At 58.1% G+C, this 23,511-nt stretch carries 28 protein-coding genes; 26 read left to right on the top strand and 2 right to left on the bottom strand.

The window, feature by feature from the left end; all coding sequences use genetic code 11:
- Positions 1–48 precede the first annotated feature (48 nt).
- The 26 genes from BJF91_RS11330 (at position 49) to BJF91_RS11205 (ending at position 21,744) form a co-directional block, all read left to right on the top strand.
- Positions 49–510 carry a hypothetical protein gene (locus BJF91_RS11330; RefSeq protein ID WP_075614647.1) on the top strand — a complete coding sequence of 154 codons (462 nt, stop codon included), beginning with the start codon at positions 49–51 and terminating at the stop codon, positions 508–510.
- A 3-nt stretch (positions 511–513) separates the two neighbouring features.
- Positions 514–885 (top strand): hypothetical protein, encoded by a 372-nt coding sequence (locus BJF91_RS11325; protein WP_075614646.1) that lies wholly within the window; start codon positions 514–516, stop codon positions 883–885.
- Positions 886–887: 2 nt separating this feature from the next.
- Positions 888–1,673 carry a hypothetical protein gene (locus BJF91_RS11320; RefSeq protein ID WP_075614645.1) on the top strand — a complete coding sequence of 262 codons (786 nt, stop codon included), beginning with the start codon at positions 888–890 and terminating at the stop codon, positions 1,671–1,673.
- Positions 1,670–2,212: a phage baseplate assembly protein V gene (locus tag BJF91_RS11315; protein WP_075614644.1), complete on the top strand. Its 543-nt coding sequence runs from the start codon at positions 1,670–1,672 to the stop codon at positions 2,210–2,212. The genes BJF91_RS11320 and BJF91_RS11315 overlap by 4 nt, the downstream gene beginning before the upstream one ends.
- Complete coding sequence (locus BJF91_RS11310; RefSeq protein WP_075614643.1) at positions 2,209–2,604, top strand: GPW/gp25 family protein; 396 nt, start codon at positions 2,209–2,211, stop codon at positions 2,602–2,604. The genes BJF91_RS11315 and BJF91_RS11310 overlap by 4 nt, the downstream gene beginning before the upstream one ends.
- Positions 2,605–2,607: 3 nt before the next feature.
- Positions 2,608–3,465 (top strand): baseplate J/gp47 family protein, encoded by an 858-nt coding sequence (locus BJF91_RS11305; RefSeq protein WP_083943277.1) that lies wholly within the window; start codon positions 2,608–2,610, stop codon positions 3,463–3,465.
- Positions 3,462–4,595: a phage tail protein gene (locus BJF91_RS11300; RefSeq protein WP_075614641.1), complete on the top strand. Its 1,134-nt coding sequence runs from the start codon at positions 3,462–3,464 to the stop codon at positions 4,593–4,595. Before BJF91_RS11305 ends, BJF91_RS11300 begins: the two co-directional genes overlap by 4 nt.
- Positions 4,596–4,607: 12 nt before the next feature.
- Positions 4,608–7,817 (top strand): DUF4815 domain-containing protein, encoded by a 3,210-nt coding sequence (locus tag BJF91_RS11295; protein WP_075614640.1) that lies wholly within the window; start codon positions 4,608–4,610, stop codon positions 7,815–7,817.
- A 9-nt stretch (positions 7,818–7,826) separates the two neighbouring features.
- Entirely contained in the window at positions 7,827–8,987 is a 1,161-nt protein-coding gene (locus BJF91_RS11290) for a hypothetical protein (protein WP_075614639.1), read from the top strand.
- Between the two features lie 74 nt (positions 8,988–9,061).
- Positions 9,062–9,208, top strand: coding sequence for a hypothetical protein (locus BJF91_RS24990; RefSeq protein ID WP_162843860.1), 147 nt, complete (start codon positions 9,062–9,064; stop codon positions 9,206–9,208).
- 99 nt (positions 9,209–9,307) lie between these two features.
- A complete protein-coding gene (locus BJF91_RS11280; protein ID WP_075614637.1) occupies positions 9,308–10,570 on the top strand; it encodes a phage tail sheath protein in 1,263 nt (420 codons plus the stop codon).
- 27 nt (positions 10,571–10,597) lie between these two features.
- Positions 10,598–11,131, top strand: a complete 534-nt coding sequence (locus tag BJF91_RS11275) for a phage major tail tube protein (RefSeq protein WP_075614636.1) — start codon at positions 10,598–10,600, stop codon at positions 11,129–11,131.
- Positions 11,128–11,598, top strand: coding sequence for a phage tail assembly protein (locus tag BJF91_RS11270; protein ID WP_075614635.1), 471 nt, complete (start codon positions 11,128–11,130; stop codon positions 11,596–11,598). Before BJF91_RS11275 ends, BJF91_RS11270 begins: the two co-directional genes overlap by 4 nt.
- A 4-nt stretch (positions 11,599–11,602) precedes the next feature.
- Positions 11,603–13,405: a phage tail tape measure protein gene (locus tag BJF91_RS11265; protein ID WP_075614634.1), complete on the top strand. Its 1,803-nt coding sequence runs from the start codon at positions 11,603–11,605 to the stop codon at positions 13,403–13,405.
- Positions 13,405–13,824 carry a phage tail protein gene (locus BJF91_RS11260; protein WP_075614633.1) on the top strand — a complete coding sequence of 140 codons (420 nt, stop codon included), beginning with the start codon at positions 13,405–13,407 and terminating at the stop codon, positions 13,822–13,824. The genes BJF91_RS11265 and BJF91_RS11260 overlap by 1 nt, the downstream gene beginning before the upstream one ends.
- Entirely contained in the window at positions 13,821–14,054 is a 234-nt protein-coding gene (locus BJF91_RS11255) for a tail protein X (protein WP_162843859.1), read from the top strand. Before BJF91_RS11260 ends, BJF91_RS11255 begins: the two co-directional genes overlap by 4 nt.
- Complete coding sequence (locus BJF91_RS11250; protein ID WP_075614631.1) at positions 14,054–15,067, top strand: phage late control D family protein; 1,014 nt, start codon at positions 14,054–14,056, stop codon at positions 15,065–15,067. Before BJF91_RS11255 ends, BJF91_RS11250 begins: the two co-directional genes overlap by 1 nt.
- 26 nt (positions 15,068–15,093) lie before the next feature.
- The gene (locus tag BJF91_RS11245; RefSeq protein WP_075614630.1) at positions 15,094–15,339 is read left to right on the top strand and encodes a DUF7940 domain-containing protein; all 246 of its coding nucleotides are present in this window, start codon (positions 15,094–15,096) and stop codon (positions 15,337–15,339) included.
- Positions 15,326–15,970 carry a lysozyme gene (locus BJF91_RS11240; RefSeq protein ID WP_075614629.1) on the top strand — a complete coding sequence of 215 codons (645 nt, stop codon included), beginning with the start codon at positions 15,326–15,328 and terminating at the stop codon, positions 15,968–15,970. Before BJF91_RS11245 ends, BJF91_RS11240 begins: the two co-directional genes overlap by 14 nt.
- Complete coding sequence (locus BJF91_RS11235) at positions 15,960–16,427, top strand: secretion protein HylD (RefSeq protein ID WP_234801614.1); 468 nt, start codon at positions 15,960–15,962, stop codon at positions 16,425–16,427. Before BJF91_RS11240 ends, BJF91_RS11235 begins: the two co-directional genes overlap by 11 nt.
- A gap of 208 nt (positions 16,428–16,635) precedes the next feature.
- The gene (locus BJF91_RS11230; RefSeq protein ID WP_234801613.1) at positions 16,636–17,262 is read left to right on the top strand and encodes a hypothetical protein; all 627 of its coding nucleotides are present in this window, start codon (positions 16,636–16,638) and stop codon (positions 17,260–17,262) included.
- A 93-nt stretch (positions 17,263–17,355) separates the two neighbouring features.
- Entirely contained in the window at positions 17,356–17,658 is a 303-nt protein-coding gene (locus BJF91_RS11225; RefSeq protein WP_075614627.1) for a hypothetical protein, read from the top strand.
- Between the two features lie 3 nt (positions 17,659–17,661).
- Entirely contained in the window at positions 17,662–17,844 is a 183-nt protein-coding gene (locus BJF91_RS11220) for a hypothetical protein (RefSeq protein ID WP_075614626.1), read from the top strand.
- On the top strand, positions 17,841–20,096 hold the full coding sequence (locus BJF91_RS11215) for a hypothetical protein (protein ID WP_075614625.1): 2,256 nt from the start codon (positions 17,841–17,843) through the stop codon (positions 20,094–20,096). Before BJF91_RS11220 ends, BJF91_RS11215 begins: the two co-directional genes overlap by 4 nt.
- 36 nt (positions 20,097–20,132) lie before the next feature.
- Positions 20,133–20,873, top strand: a complete 741-nt coding sequence (locus tag BJF91_RS25495) for a CatB-related O-acetyltransferase (RefSeq protein WP_139310670.1) — start codon at positions 20,133–20,135, stop codon at positions 20,871–20,873.
- Between the two features lie 115 nt (positions 20,874–20,988).
- On the top strand, positions 20,989–21,744 hold the full coding sequence (locus tag BJF91_RS11205; protein ID WP_075614623.1) for a hypothetical protein: 756 nt from the start codon (positions 20,989–20,991) through the stop codon (positions 21,742–21,744).
- A 26-nt stretch (positions 21,745–21,770) separates the two neighbouring features.
- Here BJF91_RS11205 and BJF91_RS11200 read toward each other — a convergent pair whose 3' ends face one another.
- Together BJF91_RS11200 and BJF91_RS24560 are read right to left on the bottom strand one after the other, a co-directional pair.
- Positions 21,771–22,559: a glycosyltransferase family 2 protein gene (locus BJF91_RS11200; RefSeq protein WP_075614622.1), complete on the bottom strand. Its 789-nt coding sequence runs from the start codon at positions 22,557–22,559 to the stop codon at positions 21,771–21,773.
- Between the two features lie 239 nt (positions 22,560–22,798).
- Complete coding sequence (locus tag BJF91_RS24560) at positions 22,799–22,969, bottom strand: YodC family protein (protein WP_267890152.1); 171 nt, start codon at positions 22,967–22,969, stop codon at positions 22,799–22,801.
- Positions 22,970–23,511: the final 542 nt, after the last annotated feature.

Genomic DNA, 23,511 nt, shown 5'->3' with positions numbered 1-23,511 from the left:
GTCCCGCCGTTCCCTCTCCACTCTTATGTCGTTTCGAAAGGACCGATCATGGCCTCCTATGATGTGACGAACAATGGGTTTCGTGCACAGGCCATCCGCGTGCGCGGCGGTCATTGCACCATCCGTCCAAATAGAACCGAGACGTTGACGCCAGACCCTGCGCTCGATGACGAGGATCTTGAACGCTTGACGGCACTCGACCTGGTATTCGAGCGGGTTCTTTCCGCTGAGGAAAAAGCTGCTCAGGCAGATGCTGCGGCGAAAGCCCAAGCCGAGAAAGAAGCTACCGAAAAGCGAGCCGCTGAAGAGGCGGCAGCAAAGGCGCAGGCCGAGAAGGACGCGGTCGACAAGAAGGCAGCTGAAGACGCCGCTGCGGCCAAGGCCAAGGCTGACCAGGATGCTGCCGATAAAGAGGCCGCCGAGGAAGCGGCTGCCAAGGCGAAAGTCGATGAAGAGGCCGCCGCCGCTGCGAAAGCTGCGGCCGACGCCAACGGTCTGAATAAGGCCTGACCGATGGATATCGCCGCCGCTCGCGCCGCATTGCCATCAATGACGCGGTCGCTTCTTGGGGAGCCCGCGACGATCACCCCGATGACGATGGGCAAGATGAAATCCGACCGTGACCTGTCCCGCGATTTACAGGTCGGCATCATGGCGCGGTTCGATTCTATGCCCGACGATACGGCGCTGGGCGGCGGCGATGTCGTGCGCAGCCGTGCGACTGTCGGCGCCGCCACCAAGACGGTCAGCTTCGATCGCGCTGCTCTTTCGTGGCTGCCCAAGCAAGGCGACAGAGTTTCGCGGGGGAATGGCGATGTCTTTGAGATCGTCCGGCCAGGCGAGGATGCTGGTGCCGGCGTGATTTTCTGGCTGTCCGAGGTGTAACCATGGGTGTCGTTCGTCAGTTGATCCAGATCGCTGCGACGGAAGCGCTTCTCGGGCGCACTATCGCCGAGGACCGCGTGAAGGACAGCTTGATCATGGCGCTGCCTCTGATCATGGATGATGCTCCGGCGCCCATCATTGCCGTGTCGGTCGAGGACAGTCTCAGCCCTTCTACAGGCGACGGTCTGTTTCGGACCGACGTCAGCTTGACGCTGCAGTTGCAGATGGCTGTGGCAAAATCCGTCACGGTCGCAGTCCAGGACGAGGATGGCGGGTCGGGCAATGTCTCCATGCTGGAGATCGGCACCACGGATGCGGCGTTGGAGGCAAGCCTGAACCTGCTTGATCGGCAATGGCGGTTGGCCCTGTCTGATCCGGATAACGCTTGGGCCGAAATCTTGCGCGACCTGATCGCCGGCTTCGGGCGGATCAGCGATGTCCGCATGGTCGATCCTGAAAGCGGGCGCAAGCACGCGGCCCGGATCATCGAGGTGACGCTTGAGCCAATCGCGGAGCCAGCGTTGGGGCAGGATGTGCCGCCGGCTATTGCCGCTGGCTTGGACAAGATGGCCGCCAGCACGGATTATGTCGATTTGTCGCGGATTTTCACGGCCTCGCTATATGCCGGTGCTGACCTTGCGAAATGGCAGGACGTGCAGGCGATGCTGGGTGTGACCCAGCCGGTTCCTGGCCTGATCGGCGTTGGAACGCCTGACAATGGCAAAGAGGTGCTGACCAGCGCGGTATCGCTCAATATTGCCGGCGAAATCGAGGCACCAGAGGCATGAGCGATGAGGTTCTGGTCAACATCATCCTCGAGATGAAGGCCGAGGTTGCCGCCTTGCGTCGTGCCGTGCAGGGCATGCAGCGGGTCGGGACCGTCCATGCCGTTGATGGCGATAGCCGCCGGATGCGGATGAAGTTTGCGGGTGCCGAAGGATCGGAATTCTTGAGCCCCTGGCGGCCATGGTCTGAGGTGGCTGGATCCGAGAAGAGCTGGCGGCCTCCGACTAAAGGCCAGCAGATGATCATGCTTTCGCCGTTCGGCGATATGCGCCAAGGTGTGGCTGTACCGCTGACATTCTCGGATGCCAACGGGGCGCCGTCCTCGGCGCTCGATGCTCGCATCCTGTCGTCATTCGGGGCCGGATTGATCGGGTTCACCGGCAATGGCGATGTGACCGAACTGCATGGCGAACGGGTCAACCTCGCCGGAACGGACGGCAAGCGCGTGGCCCGTCTTGGCGATCGGGTCCGGGTTGCCAGCGGATCGTCGGCTGGTCTCTGGCCCATCGTAGAGGCATCCGAGAAGGTCTACGCGGAATGAGCATGCAATTTGGCATGGACCCGGCAACTGGCAAGTGGGTGTCTGGCTGGGACAGTGTGGCTGTCGCCATCGGCAAGCTCTTGACGACGCGGTATTTCGAGCGGGTTCTGCGGGAGTATGTCGGTTCTCCCGTCCCGACCATTCTGGGTCAGACGGCCAATGTGCAGACGATCCTGAAGTTTCGCTGGGCCTTGGTTCTGGCAATCGAACTGTTCGAACCACGTTTCAAGCCGACGAAAGTCACCATGGACGGGCTCGACCGCAAGGGAAACTCGACCTGGACCATTCGCGGCACCTACCGGCCTCGGGCACATCTTGGCGACCTCACAGAGGCCGGCGAGGTTTCTCTTTCTTTCGGTTCCGACGGGACCTCCACCATCATCGCAGGGTAAATCATGGTCGATCTGACGACGCTGCCGACCCCGCAGATGCTGCAGAGCATCGATGCGGAGGCGATGATCACGACCATGGCCACGGCCTTTGTCGCGTGGGCGCAGGACAATTATGGCGTTGATGTCACGGGCATCGTCTCGCTGGAGGGTGAGCCGATTGCGGTTCAGATCGAGTTTCAGGCCTATCAGCGGGCGGCTCTTTATGCCGCCTTCAATGACGTGCTGAAATCCAATCTGCTGGCCTTCGCTGCTGGTAACGATCTTGACGCGCTCGCCGCCGACCATGGCGTCACCCGGCTTACCGACGAAACCGATGCGCAGCTGCGTGAGCGGATCGTGCTGGCCGACCAGGGATCGTCTACGGCCGGGTCTGAGGAATGGTATGCCTATCAGGCCCGGTCAGTCTCGGCCGAGGTCGAGGCCGTCGCGGTCTATCGAACGGGAAGTGGTCCGGAAATGGAGGTCGCGATCTTGTCGACGGCGGAGGGCGGCACGCCGTCTGCGGCGCTTCTGGCGCAGGTGTCTGCCAAGGTCACCTCGACCGCCGTGCGGTGCGTCAACGACATCGTGTCCGTGGTTTCCGGTACCAAGACCACGGTCGACGTGGTGGCGGATGTCTGGTTGTTGCCCGATACGCCAACCGCCGTGTTCGATGGCTTGGAAGAGGGTTTGCGCAGCGCGTTGGATAGCGAAGGCGGCTTCGGCTTCGACGTGAACCGAGCCTGGCTGATCGCCAAGCTGATGGTGTCGGGTGTCGCCAAGGTTGTCGTCAATGCACCAGCGGCCGATATGGTCATTGACAGCCATTCCGCCGCGACGTTCGGGACAATCTCCCTGACATACAAGGGCCGTTCGAAATGACGGCGGTGCTTGTTCCAAGCAATTCGACGGTGCTGGAAGAGGCGCTGGCGGTTGCGACCGATCCTTTCGATGCGGCTCTCGCCGATCTCGAGGCCGTTCGCGGGTTCCGGTACCAACGTCCACTGAACGCCACCGTCGCGCCATACCTCGTTCAGGAATACGGACTTGGCCCGATTGCCGATTTCTTCGATACGGCTGAAGACCTGATCGATAGCGGTAGGGCTTGGCAAGCCATTCGCGGAACGCCGAAGGCCATTCTCGATGCGCTGCGCTGGATCGCCTATTACGGCCCGCAAATCGAAGATCAGGTGAAAGGCCGTCGGCGCTGGCATCTCTATCAGATCGCTATGGGCGAGTTGCCCGGTGATGACGAGGTGCAGCGGCTCTATAATGCCTGGTATCTGGCCGATCTGTCGGACCCGGTGCGCTCGGAATTCTTCCGGGGCTATTTTGCCTATGATGTCCGAGGTCTGTCCTGGAGCCGTCGAAAATGGGGTTCGGCGCTCTGGGGGGATTCATCCGGCGCGCGGATCGATGGCAATCCCGTCAAATGGAGCCATGGCCGCAGCCATGCCATTGCCATCGAGGAGACCTTCTACGAATGGGAGCGGTTTGGCTGGAATGATACGCTTTCCGCCTTCGGGGATGGTGGCTGGCCTGCCATTGCGTGGTCGCAAGTCACCATCCCCTGGTCGGCGGCTGGGTCTCCGACGACGATGAAGGCTTGGTTGTTGCTGCAAGAGGTCGCGCATCTCGTCTTCTACACGGCGGCCGGCGCGGTGATCGGATATAGCAGGATCATCATGGCCGCCGAAAACCAGACCGAAGAGGGCGATGACTACGTGACCGTCGTCTATAAGGCGCGTACCCGTTTCGGGAATGGTGCCGGCCAGACATCGGCCAAGATCGGCATTGTCTACGGATTGGAGCTTGTCGACGGGGTCAAGCCATACAAATCGTGGCTGGAGCCGTCGGAAGTGATTACCGGTTCCGGCATCGAGGTCGGCAAAACCAACTTCGCGCTCAGATTTTTCGAGACGGTCCGTGAGCTGTTTACCGTCACCTTGACCATCAATCCGATCCAGATCGTGCCGGTGCATTACGCAAATCCGGCACTGAGCCTCGGCTAACAGGATTTTTCAATGACAACCAATGTCTTCGATACCGGGACCTACCCGGATCTGGCCAATGTGCATGATCGATCCACGGATCGGCCGGACATTGACCGAGTCTATTTTGGCGAGGGTGATTTTGCGCAGGCCGCCGATATCAATGAGGCATTCTCGATCGAGGAAAAGAAGCGCACTGCAATCGGCGATCTGGTCGCTTCTGATGGCGATCGTCTGTCCGGCGCCGATATCGTGGTCGATGCTGACGCTGGAACGGTGCTGATCACGCAGGGTTCGATCTATCTGAAGGGCGCTCCCCGCAGCGTCGATGCTCGGACGCTCACTGGCGTATCGATGACGGGTGACGTATCGCTCGGCGTGCGTGTCGTGGTGACGCCACTGACGGCGGCTGATGACGATATCTTCTATGGCCTGGTGTCGGGCACGGAGGCCTATGGTGAAGAAGGTGCTGTCCGCACCAATATGGCGATCACCTGGGCGACGGCGACGGATGGCGGCGAGGGCGATTTCTATGCCTACGCGATGCTGCGCGACGGTGTGGTGATTTCTCAGGATGCGCCGCCGACGCTGACGGGTGTGCAAAAGCAGATCGGCACCTACGACTATGATGCGCACGGCAATTACGTTGTGCGTGGATGCGCAGTTACCGCCTTGGGCAAGACAGGTGATGCGCAGGTCTTTTCTGTCGGTGCTGGCGTCTGCAATGTGCAAGGGACGAAGGTGACCCGGGGCAGCGATAACAGGCTGACTGTCACGGAGGAGCCGGACGTTGCTTCCGTGAGCCTTGAAGGCCACACCTTTGCCAGCGGCGGCACGGGGACGGTCACCGTTTCGGTGCGTCGACCCCCGATCGCGGCAATCGAAAGCGTCACGATCACGAAGCAAAAGACCGTATCGCTGACCAAGGGTGTCGGTGGATCGGCTGATGCTTTGCCTGACACCGGTGTCGTCAGCATTCTCAGCGTCGTGCAGCTTTCGACCACCTATGTCGTCGATACCGACTATATCCGATCTGGCGACAGTGTGAGCTGGGCTCCCGGCGGCGCCGAGCCGGCAACCGGATCGAGTTATCAGGTCACGTATCTCTATTATGCCGATGTCGTGCCCGACAGTTTCACGTCAACGACGATCACCGTGTCCGGTGGCGTCGATGGCACAGATATGTTCATTGAGTATTCCTACAAGCTGCCGCGCTATGACCGGATCCTGATATCGTCGGATGGCTCGCTTTCTTATCTGAAGGGCATTCCGTCGCTTGCCAATCCGCACGCGCCGTCCGAGCCTGAGGATGCATTGTCGCTCTGCACTGTGAAGAACGATTGGTATGGCACGCCTGTCATCACCAATGATGCGACCCGGGCCATCGGCTACAAGCGGCTCAACTATTTGCAGGACCGACTTTCGGAAGTGATCGACCTGGTGTTGATCGAGCGCTTGAAGTCCGATGCGAATGCACGATCTGCTGGTCCCACCCTCGGGGTGTTCACCGACCCTCTCTGGGACGATACCTATCGTGATTTCGGTGTGGCGCAGACTGCTGCCGTGTTTGACGGATCGATGCAGGTCGCGATCGATGCCGATGTGCGGTCCGTCCGGTTGGCCGATTGGGGATTGCTGGACTATACCGAGGAAGTGATCGTTTCGCAGGAACTGTATACGGCCTGTGAAAAGATCAACCCGTATCAGAATTTCAATCCGGTCCCATTCGAACTCACCATCGACCCGTCGACAGATTATTGGACAGAGACCCAGACGGTTTCGCTTTCGGCGATCACGCAGGTCTTCGGTTCCGGCAACGAAAGCCGCGTGCGTTCCTCGACAGTGTCATCCACGACGACCAGCACCGTCATTGCCTATCTGCGTCAGATCGATATCGGGTTCGAAATCACTGGCATGGGCGGCGGCGAGACGCTGGCGAGCCTGACATTCGATGGGCTGGACGTGACCCCCGCCGGTATCGTCGCCGATGTGAACGGGACCGCGACCGGCTCGTTCCAGATTCCTGCCAATGTTTCGGCCGGAACCAAGACGATCGCGGCAACCGGTGGCGCGGGTCTTTCGGCTTCGGCGACGTTTCGCGGGGAAGGGCGGCTGGAAACCACGACGCTGCAGACGACGACGGTGATCGAACGATTTTCGACTGTCACAGTCACCAGCGAACACGAAAGCGGAGGCCATAACAGTTCCGACCCGCAGGCGCAGAGCTACGCCCTTACCGAAGGCCGGTACATCACGTCGGTGGATGTGAAATTCTGCGCCATCGGCACGCGCTCGAAGCCTGTGGACATCGACTTCGTCGAGATGGAGAACGGATTTCCGACCAATTCCGTCTTTGCCACGAAGCGCGTGGATATGAATTCGGTGGTTTTGGGTGATTGGACGAAAGCACTTCTCGATTGCCCGGTCTATAACCCGGCTGATACGTATTTGGCCTTTAAGCTGCGGACTGACGACGCCAGTCATTCTATCGGGATCGCCACTCTCGGTGATTTCGATTCGAGCGCGCAGGCTTGGGTGACATCGCAGCCATATACGATCGGCGACCGGTTTTCCGGCTCGAACAATGAGAGCTGGTTGGTGCATCCGTCCAGCGATGTCAGCTTCAAAATGCGGGCCGCCGTGTTCTCGCCGACGACCAAGAGCATTTCGATCGGCAATTTCGTCGTGGCCAATGTCTCTGACATCCTGATCCGGACGGATGTGATCCTGCCGGAAAGCAGCTGTTCCGTGGTGTTCCAGGTGAAGGTGCCGAAGGTCTCAGGCGGCGTAACCACCTATGCGACCTATACTGTGTCCGTCGATCAGACGCTGGAGCTGGACTATTTTGCATCCGGGACGGTCACCATCACGGCAGTGTTGGTAGGCACATCCAAGGTCTCGCCGCTCATCAACAAGGATGTCACCGTGATTTTTGGCACGATGCGGGCGATGGGTGATTATGTCGGTCGCAGCTTCACCATGGGAGCCGGTGTCGAATTGGACGTGGTTTTTTCCGCTCTGTTGCCGAACGGATCGACAGTGGCGGTCTCGGCCGATGCCAACGACGGCACATTTGCTGCGGCGTCCCTGGCGAAAGCCGAGGCACTGGATGATGGGTGGGTAGAATACACCTACAAGATCGCCAGCCATGAGGCTCCAGACGGCGGCCGATTGAAACTGGCGCTGACTGGCACGCCGGCTGCACGTCCTGCCATTGCCGACCTGCGCGCCTGGACATTTTGAGGCTGACCCATGACCGTTGATCTTGAAACCGGCAACCGGAACTACCCGCTGCCGAACATCGAAAACACGATGGCGCATGATGTTGCGCGGCTTGTTTCGGCGCTTTCGGCCATCGATGTGGATGTCGCCAGTATTCTGACGGCGCTGGCCTTGAAGGCGGCTGTCGAGAGCCCCGCTTTCAGCGGCAACCCCACAGCGCCGACACAGCCGGCGACGGTGAACAACGCGACGGTGGCGACGACGGCTCATGTCAAAGCCGCCCTTTCGCAGTTCCTGTCCGATGCGGAAGGGGCAATCGCGACGATCACCGAATTGCAGGCAGCCCTTGGTGACGCGGATGCGGTCACCGGGTTGACGGCGCTCATCAATACCCGCGCTCCGCTCGACAGTGCCAATCTGTTCGGCACACCGACAGCGCCGACGCCGGCTGCCGATGACAATTCGCAAATCATCCCGACCACGGGTTGGGTCCAGGCGATCAAAAGCACCATTCTCGGCGGCGTCGTTGCCGACGGGAACACATTGGCGAAACTGTTTGCCGCTATCGGCGGCGACAAGAATTTCGCGGCATCGGTGGCATCCGACCTGACGAACAAGGCGTCGATCAACAGCCCGTCTTTCACGGGGAACCCAACAGCGCCGACGCAGACGGCCGGAAGCAATAACGCGCGGCTTGCGAATACGTCTTTCGTCACGACGGCGATATCCAATGCCCTTTCATCCGTCTCAACGGCGCTCTCGGCGCTTGCGGCAGCGACCGTGCCGACCGGTCGCAAGGTTTCGGCTGGCAATGGCCTGACAGGCGGTGGCGATTTGAGCGGCGATCGGTCCTTGTCTCTCGGCAGTGCCCGGGCGATCACCAACAGTACGACCGGCACGGTCGATACGTCTGGACATGATCATGCGCTCGGGTTTCTGGCGGCGGAAGTCTATTCCGGAAATGACGCCAATCTGACCGATTACCCTTTGGGTGAGCGAATTCTCGTGGAGTGCGGTGTCACCATCAGCCGTAATGCCACGATTGTCCCCTGCATCAATAAGAACAATGCCGGTTCTTATATCATCGCCGGGAAATCTGCGTCGGGTTCGGCTTTGTCAGGGCAATGGGTCACGCGCGGCGGCTGTGGCGATACAAGCCGTCAATGGTATGAGGCGGTGAGGATCGGATGACTTCGTTGAATTTGAAGACCTTAAATGCCGTTTATCAGACTGATGAACGGAGGGTCTATGTCGCGGAGATCGTCATGACCGACAGCAATGGCAACGATCTATCTGGGCATTATACCAGTCGCCCGACCGATACATATGGCATCGCGTCTGCCGTCCGTTCTGCCATTACCGAGTGGATTGCCGCTGGCAAGCCTGTCGGAACGTGGAAAATGTCCTCTTGATCTTCTGATCATCACCCTATCGGGCCGCCTCTCTGGCGGCTTTTTTTATGGCCGTATTTGCCCATTGGCCGGGGCTTTTCATGAACAGGAGCTTCGGTCATGACCGACCCGACATTTGGCATTACCATCAACCGAAGCGCCAACGAGGCGACGACGGCCTCCAAGGCGCAGATGAGCGTTGTCGGCATCTGCATGCCGATCGACAAAGCAGCCAGCGCACAGCAGGGGGCGTTCGACGCCGCGTTTCCATTGAACACATGCGTCACGCTCAATAGCAATGACACCAGTATCCTGGCGCTGTGCGACCAGGACGGCGGCTTCATCGACGCGATCGAAGGGATCAACGATCAGCTCGGCAGCTATCAGACGGCGGCAACCCTGGTCGTGGTCCGCGTAGCCGAAGGCGTCGACGATGCGGCCACCATGGCCAATATCACCGGCAGTTCCGTGTCCAAGACGGGGATCTTCGCATTCCTCGACGCCGGTCCGGATGTCGGGGTTTTCCCGCGCCTGTTGATCTGCCCCGGCTTTACCAAGGCTCATGCCGATGGTGCCGCCAATCCTGTCCTCACCTCGCTTCCGACGGTAGCAAACCAGATCCTTGCTCAGGTGATTGCAGACGGGCCTGCCGGTCTCGACGAATTTACCGACTGGGTCGAGCAGCATGCCGGCATGCGGATCATCCCGGTTTCCGGAGGCGTCTACGCGACCGACAGCAGCGGCGCCAGCGTGTTGCGGCCAATGAGCCCGCGTGTTGCCGGCCTGTTCGTGCGGCGCGACTATGAAAATGACGGCTCGCCGTTCAAGTCTGTGGCGAACCAGACGGTCTATGGCATCATCGGCGTCGAAAAGAACCTGCGGTTTTCGCTCACGGATGGCTCGACCGAGGGCCAGCAGATTCTGGCCGCCCATGGCGGGATCATCGTGCGGGGCGAGAGCGGCGACGACTTCTCGATCTCCGATGGCGGCTATGTCTTCATCGGCACGGACAATCTCTCCGAGGAAAGCGTCTGGGACCAGTATCACAAGGTCCGTGGCCGCGACTTCATCGAGCTCACCGTGCTGCGTACAGTCCGGTCCTATCTCGGCCGCTACAATCTGACCACCCAGACCATCCAGTCTGTCGTCAATACGATCTCGACCATCTGCCAGAACCGCCAGGCGAATGGCGACATCCTCGGTTTCCGGGTGCGGTTCGACGCGGACAAGAACAATGCGAGCGACCTGCGCGCCGGCCACATCTATGTGGATATGCAGTTCGAAGAAGCACCGGTCTTCAAGCGCTTGACCGTTGCCTCCCGGCCCTATGCGGCGGCGCTCGACGCCACCATCGACGAAATCTTGGCGGCACAGAACGCCTGACCGCTGGCGAGTTAAGGAACCACGCACATGGCTGAAAAACTGCTTATCCTCGAACAGGTCAACATCTTCGTCGGTGATGCCGATCCGGAAGACACTAATCACGTCAAGCTGCAAAGCCTCGGCCTGCCGACGCTCGAGCGCGCCGCTGTTTCGCATCTTGGCGGCGGCGCCGTCATGGGCGTGAACTGGACCGTCGGCGCCTTCAATGCGCTGGAGCCCAGCTTCAAACTGGCCGGCTTTACCGAGACATCCTACAAATATCTCGGGATCGGCAGCAGCGCCTCTCAGAAATTCACCGCCTATGGCGTGCTGCGCAACAAGCAGACCGGCGCGGTCCTTCAGGCTAAGGCCGTGCTTCAGGGCATCATTGGCAAGCTGACCCCTGATAGTTTCGATCGGGCCAGCGCCTTCGGTCACGACCATGGCATCACGGAAGTGACCCATTATCAGCTGACGGTCGACGGTACGGAATGGTTCTATCTGGACTACTTCACCTCGACCGTGCGCCAGTTCGGCAATGATGAAACCCAGGCCGTGCGCGTAGCGCTGGGAGTTGAATGATGGTCGAGCCGCGCCGCAGCCGCAAACCGGTTGACGATCCCTTGGGGCAGGCTCTTGCGGGGCCTGCACCCGTAGCAGCGGAGCCGGTGGCAGCGCCCAAGGCTACGATGATCGACCTCGACGCCTTTACCACATCGCCTGGCGAGCTTTACGCAGGTGACAATTCGGCTGACGAAGCGCGTGATCCTGTTGTCGCCTATGACGACGATCTTGCGGGATCGCGGACCTACACGCTGGTGCAAAAGCCCAAGGTGAATGGCGTCATCCTATCGACCATCACGCTCCGGATGCCGGAACAGCAGGATATCGACGATTTCTATTCCGGCGGCGTCGATGGAACACGCGGCATGCTCGCCCGGCTGACCGGCCTGCATCCCGTCGTGATCAAGCGGCTGAAATGGCCGGACGCGGAGGCTGTGTTTCAGCTTTACCGCGATATCGTGCCGTCCTTCATGATTGGGGAATAGTCCATTGAGCAAACTGCAGGCCTCGCTGGTGGTCGACCTGGTCGATAAGACCGGTGCCAAGACATCGGCCGTGATCGGCAATATGAACCGTCTGCAAAAGGCAGAACGGGATTATATGCTGTCCAGCAAAGGCTTGCGTCTGTCCAACAAAGACCGGGCGATGGAACGGCTTCTGACCGAGCGTCAGGCCGAGCTTGAGGCGCGCGCCGCGAAGGCGAAGGAAGCCGCAGCGCTGCGGTCTGAACGGCACAATGCGATCCTTGCGCGCGGGACGGTTGCCGCCGTCGCCGTCGGTGTGGCAGCCGGCAAGGCTTATTCCGATTTTGCTTCGCTGGAGCGCCGGGTCAACCGGATTGTCATCAACGCCGACAAGGGCGCCGATGCCATCCAGCCGACCATCGGCAAGATGCAGGATGTCGCGGCAGATGCGCATATGGCCTTCGGCGACGTGGTGGAAGGGCTTGAGACGCTTGTCTCGTCCGGGCGAACCCTTGATGAGGCGATGGCATTTCTGCCTGCTGTGACGACGACGGCGCAGGCATCGGGTGCCGCCGTTTCCGATATGGCGCTGTCCGCTGATAGCTTGGCGGGATCCCTGAAGATCAATGCCAAGGATATGCAGCATGCCTTCGACATCCTTGTGGCAGGCGGCAAGGCCGGCAAATTCGAATTGAAGGATATGGCCCGCGAGTTGCCCAGTCTCCTGCCTGCATTCGCTGCCTTGGGCTACAAGGGTACCGAAGGCCTAGAGAAAATGGTTGCGATGTTGCAGGTCCTGCGCAACCAGACAGGCACATCTGGCGAGGCGGCGACCAATCTCGCCAACATCATGCAGAAGATGTATTCGGCCGATACCGCAGCGAAATTCAAGAAATTTGGGATCGATCTGCCGAAGGCGCTTGATAAGGCGCGCAAGAGTGGCCGGGACGTGATCGACGTCCTGCTCGATATGAGCACGGTTGCGACCAAGGGCGATCTGTCGAAACTGTCTCTGCTGTTTCCGGATGCGCAGATGCAGGCCGGTGTGCGTGGCCTGATCAGCCAGCGCGAAGAAATGAAGAAGCTCAATGCCGAACTGAAGAATGTCGATGGTTCGACGCTCCGGGATTTCAATCAGGTCGTTGGCGACAGCGCTGCAAAGATACAGGACCTGTCGAACAACTGGGATCGGTTCGTGAAGAATGTCGGTTCCGGCGTTGCTGTGGTGGCAAACCCGACGCTTGGCTATTTGAATTCGGCAATTGAATCTGCCCGCAACCAGATGAAGTCACAGGAGGGTAAGACTGAAGAGCAGCGGCGTACGGAAGCGAAGACCTATAAGGACGCCTACCGTGCGCGTAATCCGGATGCCTGGTGGTTTCAGGTCAATGATGCCTATATGAATGCCACAGCGCGCGTTGGGGCTGGGACGCAGTCGAGCGTCATGGACGATTTCAAAAATCACCCGGTCTACGGCAACCAGTATAATCACTTTCGCAAGCCGGCGGCTGCGCCGGTCACCAATCCGGACGACCTGGCGCGGCAGCAGTCGCTCGACAGCTTTCTTGCCGGGCCGGACAAGCTTCCTCAGGTGGGGGCTGCGATTTCCGAAAAGATTGTCGAGGGCGGTGGCGCAGCGGGGAAGGCGGCGGCTGATAACATGCAGAGCCAGGCCAGCGCTGTCGGCAACGCGATCGGCTCTGCCTTTCTGTCGCGGATATCAGGTGCCCTTGGGGCATTCATGGCCAATCCCGGCGGCGGTATGCCGCGCAGCACCGGGCAGGCCTTGCAACAGCAGACCAATGGTCAGTTCGTGGATCAACCCTGATGCTCTATCAAATCGGTGTCGTGACCTTCGATCTCAAGTTCAACCTTGATGGGGTGTCGCGCGAGACGACGGCGGATTTTGTCGACAAGCCTGTCATTGGCGAGCGTCCACCGCTGGAAGCCATGGGCGAGGGGCCGGAGCAGATGACGCTGGCCGGTCGGCTGTTTCCCGACAAGCTCGGCGGGTTATCAAACCTGAAGACGCTACAAACCCTGCTGAAAAACCAGGTGCCGCAGCTGGTGCTGCGCGGCGATGGCGAGGTGATGGGCTGGTTTGTGATCACGCGGATCACCGAAGGGCATACCTATCTGAACGCCAAGGGGGTGGGTCAGGTGCTTGAAATGCAGATCGAACTGAAGAAGGCCGACGCGCCGGACGGTGAAAGCTATTTCTCGACCTTATGGGAGCTGGTGTCTTGAGCGAGACGGAAACCATCACCGTTGCCCGTGATGGGCTGACCCTGTCTGGCGTCCTGGCCCGCCATTATCGTGAGGTGATATCCGGTGCGTGCGAACAGGTCTGGTCGCTCAATCAGGATCTTGCTCGCAAGGGCGCTGAAATCCCACGGGGCACTGTGCTGATCGTGCCGGTAAAGGATGCCCTCACAACCGATACGACCAATAGCAAGGTAACCGGGCTGTTCGACTGATGGCGAAGGCGCATTTTCTGGTTTCGGTCGACGGGCGGGTGGTAACGAAGAACTTCCTGCCCGTTCTGCTTTCGGCCTCCATCACCAAGGGTGTCGACAAGACGGCGGATGCCGCGCAATTCGATCTGGACGATCGCGGCGGCACACTGCGCTGGCCGGAGACCGGGCAGAAGGTTCATGTCGAACTTGGCCGCGAGGGTGGGGCGATCCGCGTCTTCGATGGGGAGGTCGATACCGCCAGCTGGTCGCTCAGCCGCAGCGCCGGTTCCGTTCTCTCGGTAACCGCGCGGTCGGTCTCACTGAAGGGCAAGGCGAAGGCGAGCAAGGAGAAGCACTGGGACGGCAAGCCTCTGAAAACCGTTCTCCAGGATGCGGGTGAAGACGCCGGCATCTCGGTTTCGGTCCATGCCGATTACGCCGATACGGGTTTGGACTGGGAGGCGATGGATGCGGAGAGCTTCATTGCCTTTGGAGAGCGGTTGGCCCGAGAGCATGGGGCGATCTTTCGGATTTCCGGGACGTCCGCCGTGTTCGTGCCCTACGGCAAAGGTGTGACGGGCGCTGACCTTTCGGCCTTCACCGTCACCCGGAGCATGCTTCTGTCCGCCTCCGGCTTTGCTCCTGTGACGGACCGGCCACGCATCAAACAGAAGGTCGAGACCTATTACGATCTCGACAAGGCCTCCCGTCTGGCCGCGCAATATGCCAGCGGCGACACGGTGGATGCAGATCTGCAATCCGGTTTCTCCGCCTCGTCGGAGGATCATGCCAGCCGGCGGGCGAAGGCAGGTGCGAAGAAGGCGGCGCGCGACAAGGCAGAGGGATCGATCGTCATCAACGGCGACGCCACGCCGCAGCCGGGCGGCAAATGCATTCTGTCCGGCCTCCGTGCGGGGGTAGATGGAACCTACACGATCAAGAGCGTGACGGACGAGCTTTCCCGCTCGTCTGGTTACACCACCTCGATCAGCCTGAGTGAGCCGCAGGGCAAGGCCGGCCAGGACAGCCGCTAGATTTTAACGAACATAAGGAAACGATTATGGACCTCCTCCCGGAATGGCGGCGGCTGCTGAAGCATGCTTGGTCGATTCGGCTCAACATCCTGGCCGGCTTTTTCGCTGGCATGGAGATCGCTCTGCCAATTATCGACCAGTGGGTCAGCATTCCCCGAGGCCTATTTGCCGCCCTTTCCGGCCTCACGACCATGGCCAGCACCATTGCGCGACTGGTCGCGCAGCGCAGCCTCTCCGCTCCTCCCAAAGGATATCAAAATGCCGATCAATAAGATCACCGCAACGAAGCGCGGAAAGGCCGCCGTAGCCGCCAGCCTTGCGGCCGCTATTGTCGGCGGCTGGGTGGCATTCTTCTCGCCGGGGACCACGACGCCCGCTCAGATCGAGCGGGCTTATGTCGAACAACAGATGACGCCACCTGCCGTGGAGATGGCGATCGATCGGCTGATCAAGCCGTATGAGGGCCTTCGGCTCGTCTCCTATCAGGATATCGTCGGCGTATGGACCGTCTGTTATGGCGAGACTGTTGTCGATGGCAAGCCTGTCCGGGCAGGGATGAGTTTCACGCCGCAGCAATGCGAGAGCATGCTGAAGAAGCGCGTCTTTTACGATTATTACCTGCCTCTCGCGAAGCGCGTTAAAGGCTTCCTGACAGCGCCGGATAGTGTCCAGGCCTCGATGATATCGGGAGCCTACAATTTCGGAACCGAAGGGCAAATCCGGTCGACTGCCGCGCGGCTGGTTACGCAGGGCAAGTTCCGTCAGGCATGCGAGGCGCAGACGGCTTGGAACCGGGCCGGTGGCAAGGTCGTGAATGGCCTCGTGATCCGTCGGGAAATGGGCGATGCCCAGCGACTTGGCGAAGCCGAGCTTTGCGTCAGTGGGCTGCCAAATGTTCAGTAGCCTTACGGACCCTATCAAGATCGGCCTCTCGATCGTCATCGGCCTCATTGTCGGCGCGCTGCTGGCGTGGGGCGCAACAGCCGTCAGCTATGAAGGTCTGCGTGTGCCGCTTGTCGGTTGGCAGATCGTCGACGGCAAGATCAATGCAGCAAAGGAATTGGGTCGGGTCGAAGTCCGCCAGCAGTGGGCCGAGGCGCAGCGCCGGGCTGATCTAAAGCAAATCGCCAAGGTCGAGGCACAGCAAAAGCAGATCAACGCCGCCGATGCGGCCTTGATCACCACCATCGCCGCGCATGTCGAGCAGGTTGCTGGATTGGAAGCAGCGCTTGCGGACGAAAGGAAAAAAAAGAATGCGACATCGAGTGCTCCTGGCGTTGCTGCCTGCATTGCTGCCAGCGATGCTATCCCTGAGAGGGTGCGAAACGCTCTCAACGCAATCGGCGCCACCAAGCGCTGACCGCAAGCCGAACGTATCGGCCGCCGTAATGGCCGATTGCAAGAGTGTGACATACATCCCGGCCGGTATCGACCGGGATGATGAATACCGGCTGTGGGGCCAGGATAGGAAGGCTCTGGCGGATTGCTGGGCCTTGAATGCTGCCAAGGCGGCGACGATCAATTCATTGCAGGGGAATTAGGGGCTGATGGCGACAGGAGAGCAGGACGTGGCAGCCAGCACCAATATGTTCGACCCGATGGCATCATGGGCGAGGCTGAGCGAGCGCGTCGAGAACCAAGGCAAGGATATCATCGATCTTCGGTCGAACATGAACACCGGTTTCCAGAGTGTCCAATCCTCGATCAACGCCCTCTCGAACGAGTTGCGCAGCAGCAGCAAGACGCAGTGGCCGGTGATCTGGGCAGCGGCCGGGGTCTGTTTCGGGATCATCGTTGCGCTCGGATCGCAGGCGCTCAGCCCGATCAAGGAAGCGGTTGCCGAGACGAAAACGGATCTGCGCGTAGCGACTGCAAACTCGCTTTCCGTCGCCGCCTTCACCGATTTCAAGGCGACCTATGAAAACAACAGGGTCGTTTCCCGTGCGGACCTGATCGACAAATTCAACCAGGTGAACATGCAGCTCGACACTATCCGCAAGGACCAGGTGCCGCGCGCGGAGCTGGAGAGGGCCTGGCAGTCCGAAGACCAGCAGCGCGCACAGATGCAGAAGCAGATCGACGAACTGAAACAGGGGCAGGCCAACACCTATAGTGCCCGCGACCTGATGATCGATTTGCGCGACCGGCAGGATCGGTTCGAGCGGCAGCTCTACAGCCAGCGGCCCCCGGGCTGACCGGCCTGCAGAGTCTGACGCTGCCGGCGTAACGCCGTCCAACATTCTAACCCTTGATGGACCCGCCAATCAGTGGCGGCGAAAGGATATCCCATGGCCCTGAAAGACGGTGCTGTCCTCTGTGCTGCCTCGCAATGGACGCTGATTGCGGATGGCGTTTTGAACATTCTCGTCAACCTGCCCAAGACCGGCACGCTGTATATTCGTCGCGTTTCGGCAGGGGCGACTGCACCCACCGTGGCGCCTGATCCGGATGGCGCGCCGGCTGATGTGGGTTTCCACTTCATGACCATGACGGCGTTGAAGCCTTATGCCGCGAGCTTCACGGAAGCCTGTGACGTCTATGGCTATCCTGATGGGTCCGACGGCCTGCGCGTCGAAATGCAGGGCGATTGAGCCATGCCCCTGCATTTTGGCCGGCCCGGCGTTTCGCTAGGCTCTCTCTATTCCTGGACGCCTGTCTCGCCAACCGAAAGCCCGCCCGATGGCATGGGCTGGGTCGTGCGCACCGGTTCCACCGAACTTTACCTGATCGATCGCAACGGGGCCTATGTCTACACGCCCCTGGAGGCTTCCGCATGAGCAAGGTCCAGAGCAAGGACGCATTTCTATACGACCTCGCTGGCGATACCGGCGTACTGAAGACAGCGTTGCGCGAAGCCATGGAGCTGGGCAGTGCGGCCGATGAGGACGCAGCGGCTTTTGCTTCGTCGGCGCAGGGTGCCAAGGCAGACAGCGCTGTCCAGCCCGAGGACCTGGCGACGACGGCTGACAATGGGCTGATGACTGCTGCTGACAAGGTGAAGTTGAACGGCATTGCCAACGGCGCCACGGCCAATGCCACTGACGCCGCGCTTCGGGATCGGACGACACATACCGGCGAGCAGCCGATGTCGACGGTCACGGGACTGATTGCGGCGTTGGCCGCGAAGGCCACGCCAGCAGACATTTCCGCCGCGATCACCGCGCTCGTGAACAGTTCTCCAGCTGCGATGGATACGCTGAACGAGCTGGCGGCGGCGCTGGGCAATGACCCCAATTTTGCCGCGACCACGGCAACAGCGCTTGGCAACCGCGTTCGCTACGACGCCGCACAGAGCCTGACAAGCACTCAGAAAGACCAGGCCCTTGCAAATATCGGCGCGGCATCGCAAGCCGCACAGGCGGCTACCGCAGCGACGGTTGCGTCCGTCGTCACAATTATTCGCTCCCCGCTGAAAGTGAGCCTCTATTGCCTGGGAGATGGGACAAACGAGGATACCAAATTTTCGCAGTTCTTCGCAGAGCTACAGGACAAGGGCGTTGACGGCGTTATTGATATTCCTGTTCGGCTTGCGTCGAGCAAGACACTTTCAGGCTACATGGCAACGCTGAGAGCCGCCGGAGCAGGAAGACTTATCTTCTCGGGCGGAACTGATGGGCTCGTTATTGATAACTCAGCTGTAGCCTCTGGCTTCGTCAACACGTTTGGTATCGACGGGCTGGGGCTTTACACGGAAACTGATGGTGTTGGCGTCGGATTACGTTTTGTCGGGTCAGACTACATTGCTGATAATCTCGTCAGGTCTCTCCATTTCGAGCGTTTGCGGCTGTACGGGGTTGAAACTAACAAAGGGTGGAGTAAAGGCGGCGTTATCAAGCGCGCAGTCGGTAGTGTCATCAACTCTATTTATGTACGAGGGCGCTCCTCCCTTGCGGCCAACGATCTTCAGGTTGGGGTTGAATTTTCTGATGGGTGCAACACCGTTGACCTCAACAATCCGTATGTCACCTGGGGCGAACTGGGTATCCTAGTTAAGAATGAAGGTCGTCCGACTGAAGCTATCCGGATCAACAGCGGTTCGATATTGGCGATGCGGCAGGGATTTGTCGCCTTGTCGCCGGGTCAATACCATGTTGCGAAAGGCGTCCATTTCGACACCACCAGGATTGGGGTGTCTTTAGGAGCGGATAGTGTGAACGGTTCGGACTTTTCCTCCGTCGAGGATTGCTTCTTCCTGCGATCAGAAGCGGAATTATATTCGGCCCTTCAATATGTCTCGATCATCCTAAATTGCAATTATGCTGCAGCAAGAGGCAACAGAATTCATATAAGTGGTGAGACGGATGCAAATGGCGTCTCAAGACAAAACAACTCGTATGGAATTGTCGTTGGTTCTATCACCGATACAACAAAGATTGGCCGCGCTACAGTGAGCGACAACGGCGTTTCTGGAGCTGCGATACCTGTAAACCTGAGGAACAATACGACTGGATGCGATGTCACGGATAACCGAATTGATGCATATGGAAACGTCAATATGACATCCGGCGGCATTCTCGATCAGGGGGCGGATAATAACACTGGCAACAACACGGTAATTGACGCGGGCAATGTCGTTACTCGGAACATCGGTGCGGCTAAAGCCATTCCCTCATCCGAGGGGTACACCTCGGCTACGTTGTCTAACATCACCGGTGATGGCAGCGCGTCGGGGATTAATCCGCTTGCGATCACACTGAACCTCGGCGGCGGACTGGCATCCAATGGCACCTTCACGGCGCCCGTCTCCGGGGAATATCAAGTTGATGTCAACGTTCAGTTAGCCGACTTTTCAGGTGCGACCAGTGGCATCATCACCATTGTCGCAGGACCGTCCACTGCGATGGTAGCATTTCGCTATGGGATCAATCCGGTCACCGGATTTGGACATGCAGGTGGATCGTTTCACTTGAAAAAAGGGGAGCAGCTTTACGCCACTTGTACGATCTCCGGCACGACAAAGGTCGTGGACATCGTGGGAGGATCCGCAAATACGACGCGTCTGAAAATCGTACTTGTGAGAGCAGATTAAGCGTGCTGTAAACAGGCGCAACCCAAGGGGAGTATCGTGCGTCAGTTCGTTGCAACCAACCGACATATCGCTTTTTTACGTGAGCGGCGTATCAACACACATCATGAACAGGAATGCCGGTTATCGGAAGGGCACATTATATTCCTGCGAGAAACGGCGAGAATTGAGCCGTATGCTACTTTCATAGTGGGCAGTGGATTTTGTTCCATGGGCTCCTTCAGCTATTCGTGGTCTGAAATGTTTCCTGACGTCGTCGTAGGGCGATATTGTTGTATCGCTCACGACGTTAAGTTCATGGGTGGATGGCATCCGATGCGAAGTTTGTCCACGTCTTCCATGTTTTACGACCGGCAAATTCTGGCCTACAGGGACGCTCAGGAAGATTTTGGAGTTCCGGTGCCAGTGAGACACAGCGATGAGACGCCGGATTTTCCAGTCATCGAGCACGACGTCTGGATCGGCCAAGGCGCGCTGATTGGTCGAGGCATTACTATTGGGACGGGGGCAGTTATTGCTGCCGGATCAGTCGTGACAAAGAGTGTTGAACCCTACTCGGTTGTCGCGGGTAATCCGGCCCGCCACGTTCGATATCGTTTCGATGAAGCGTTATGCCGCGAATTGCTCGAGAGCCGGTGGTGGCGTTTCGCGCTCCCGCAGTTTGCTGACTTGGACTTTTCAGACCCGCGCGCATTCCTTCATCAGCTTCGAGATCGTGAAGAAGATATGGCTGAGTTTTCCCCGTTGCCCACTCTTGGATCGGAGCTGATCGCGCTCTAAAAGATCACAAGGCCGCTATCCCATGGGTGCTTAAACCGTGTTGTTTAAGACTTTTCTTATCGACGTTTTTTGTATTAGAGTTAGCTAGTTGATGCGTCGCCTTCAGGGAGAGTGAATGTCCGATTTTTCTTCATCTTTACCGTTCGAAGCGCGAGTCATGGAAAGGGTATTTCAAGCTGGCTTGGGCAAAAGCGTACATGACGAGTTGCGTCACCTAACTGACCTACATCGCCACATTGAGGATTATTACAAAAATTTTGAGGCTGCATTCCAATTGAAAGAAAGCCTGATTGCCCAATGCCGTCAGCTTGCTGAGGCAATTAGTGCACCTGTCCGGGGAGGGGCGACCGCAGGCGGGGTCGAGGACCGCATAGCCTTAGGCGCGGCGCGCAGTCGGTTAACTCTCCTTCAGCGTTGGACTGCTATCGCTTTCCGAGACAGCGTTATGACAATTTCACATTTTGATGACGCCTTAACAGCGTTCAATGTACAGCTGAAAGAATCTACGCATTTGCCACTAAGTCAAATAACGGCTCCCAAAGCTTGGAATAAGACGTTCGTTATCGCGTTCCCGGCGCAAAAAAATGCGAGAAACACTGTAGCACATGAAGCTGAAAACTATACCCGTCCGAACCGCCGGAAGGGCAATGCTATGAAGGGGCCGTTTGAAATAACCGGTACAATTAAAAGTGATGGAGGTAAGGTTTCCATTAGCAGAATGATGACTGAAGATAGCATTACATACTCAAGAGACGGGAATATACTAGAATCTAAACTTGATCAAGGAGCTGTAAATGCTCTAATGCAGTGTGTTCGTCAGATTGAAGATTATATTACTGCGATTATATCTGTAGCGACGGCGGGGAAGTAAATGATTAATTCACCCGCTGTGCGATCCTACAGAAAAGCCAAGTAATTTTGCTCAGCCAGGGTTTCGACATCCGCCTCGAAATAGGGGTAGTAGATGTGATTAAGCAAATGCTGCTGGGTTGATAGGTAGTCATCAGCCCAATCGCCCGGAGGCCGCTTCCATTTGGCGAGGAAGAGATCATGGGTATGGCGATGATATCTCATCGATGCCATGTGCGATTCTTCCTTGCGATCGTAGCCGGTCGGTAGCCGCTTCGTCACTTTCTCGACTGTATCGATCGGGTTGTGCTGCCGCTTATGATTGGCGCCGTCGTTGATTGATGCCTTGTCCCTCAGGTAAATCGCGGCGCGTAAGAGATAGTCTGCTTCCTGGTAGCCGATATTGCAGAAGCGCTCATCCCACAGACCAACCCGGGCAACAGCCCGGGGCGCATAGCTGATGCAGTTATCGCCCTCTCCGTACGTTACCAGGTCGTAAGTCTGGTGGAGGCGGATGCATTCATCGAGGTAGCCGGTCTCGAATTCGCAGTCGTTCTGGGAAAGGATTAGGAGGTCTGCATCCGGTGATTTCAGATCGACGAAGCCGTTGATCAAAGCTTGGTTCCAGTTTCTGGCGAGGTGGCCGGTCGAAAAGTCAGGCCTTAGCTCGTTCCGCAGCATTTTGACTGGATAGCGATCAGGCAAGCAATCGAGCGAGTGATTGGCGATCACATAGATGGATCGGTCATGCTCCGTTGGTGTGTTCAAGATGCTTTCAACGCACGTCTCGAGCTTCGGATTGTTTTTGTAAGTGACGATGTAGTGTTTGATCTTCAACGCTGTCGATTCCCGTCTGACGATCCGCGCACATTAGTGGTTTCATGAACGGCGGCAAAGCGGCAATCGTTTAAGGTTCGCCAGAAATCGGAATATTACGAGAACAAAGGTTAGCCACATCACCGCTAAACACCTTTGAAAACTAAGAAAAATGGTGGGCCCGGAGGGACCCGCAAATCGACAGCTGAAGTAAATACATCCCGCAGATTTTTCTCACACGGCGGGATGTACATAGGTCTCTACTTCTTTTTTAGTACTTGGGATTTGAAGATATAAATCTTCGGCTCGTGAGCCCCATCTTTTTCGTTAAACCATACACAATTCCAAGCGCCGCCGCTTTCTTGAGAAGCTATTGTCATCAAAGGGCCGCCTGACTTTAGCTGCACAACATCACCAATTTGGAATTCCATACTCATCCCTTTCGTAGATGGTTTACGTTACGAATGTAAATACTGGGCATGAAATCGAAGGTAAGAGCAAATTACCCGAAGTCTCCACGGTCAATCGCCGCGATAACCTCGTTTAAAGTTTGGATTAGGCTCTCGTGGTCTCTTATACGTTCGCTAGTGCATTCTGTCCTGTTGCCTGCTGAGTCTAGTTCAAATGATTGTAGTCTTCCTGATTGCATAGAAGATACAATCTCTTGGTGTTTAAATCGATCATCGAGCAGCTTTGCTCGATAGACCTTCATCGCTTCTTTCATCCCACCCCCCGAGGTTGCCTATGCATTTTCCTATAAACTGCACGGTATGAGAAATTCGCTCAATGGTTGGAGAAAGGCAAGAGCAGCTGATGCGTCCACGCAATCACTGTGGTTATCTTACTCGCTATTTTCATCCTTGAGCGTCTGCTAGCTTTGGCGGACTAGGGGTTGTACCAGCCGACCGGCTTCGGCCTTCAGCGGGCACAGTTCAGCACCGTAGGATCTAGCCCTATCATTTCAGCAGGAAGA

Source organism: Gillisella taibaishanensis, assembly GCF_001938985.1.
Taxonomy (GTDB): Bacteria; Pseudomonadota; Alphaproteobacteria; order Rhizobiales; family Rhizobiaceae; genus Allorhizobium; species Allorhizobium taibaishanense.
This window is presented reverse-complemented; position numbering and strand designations above follow the sequence as displayed.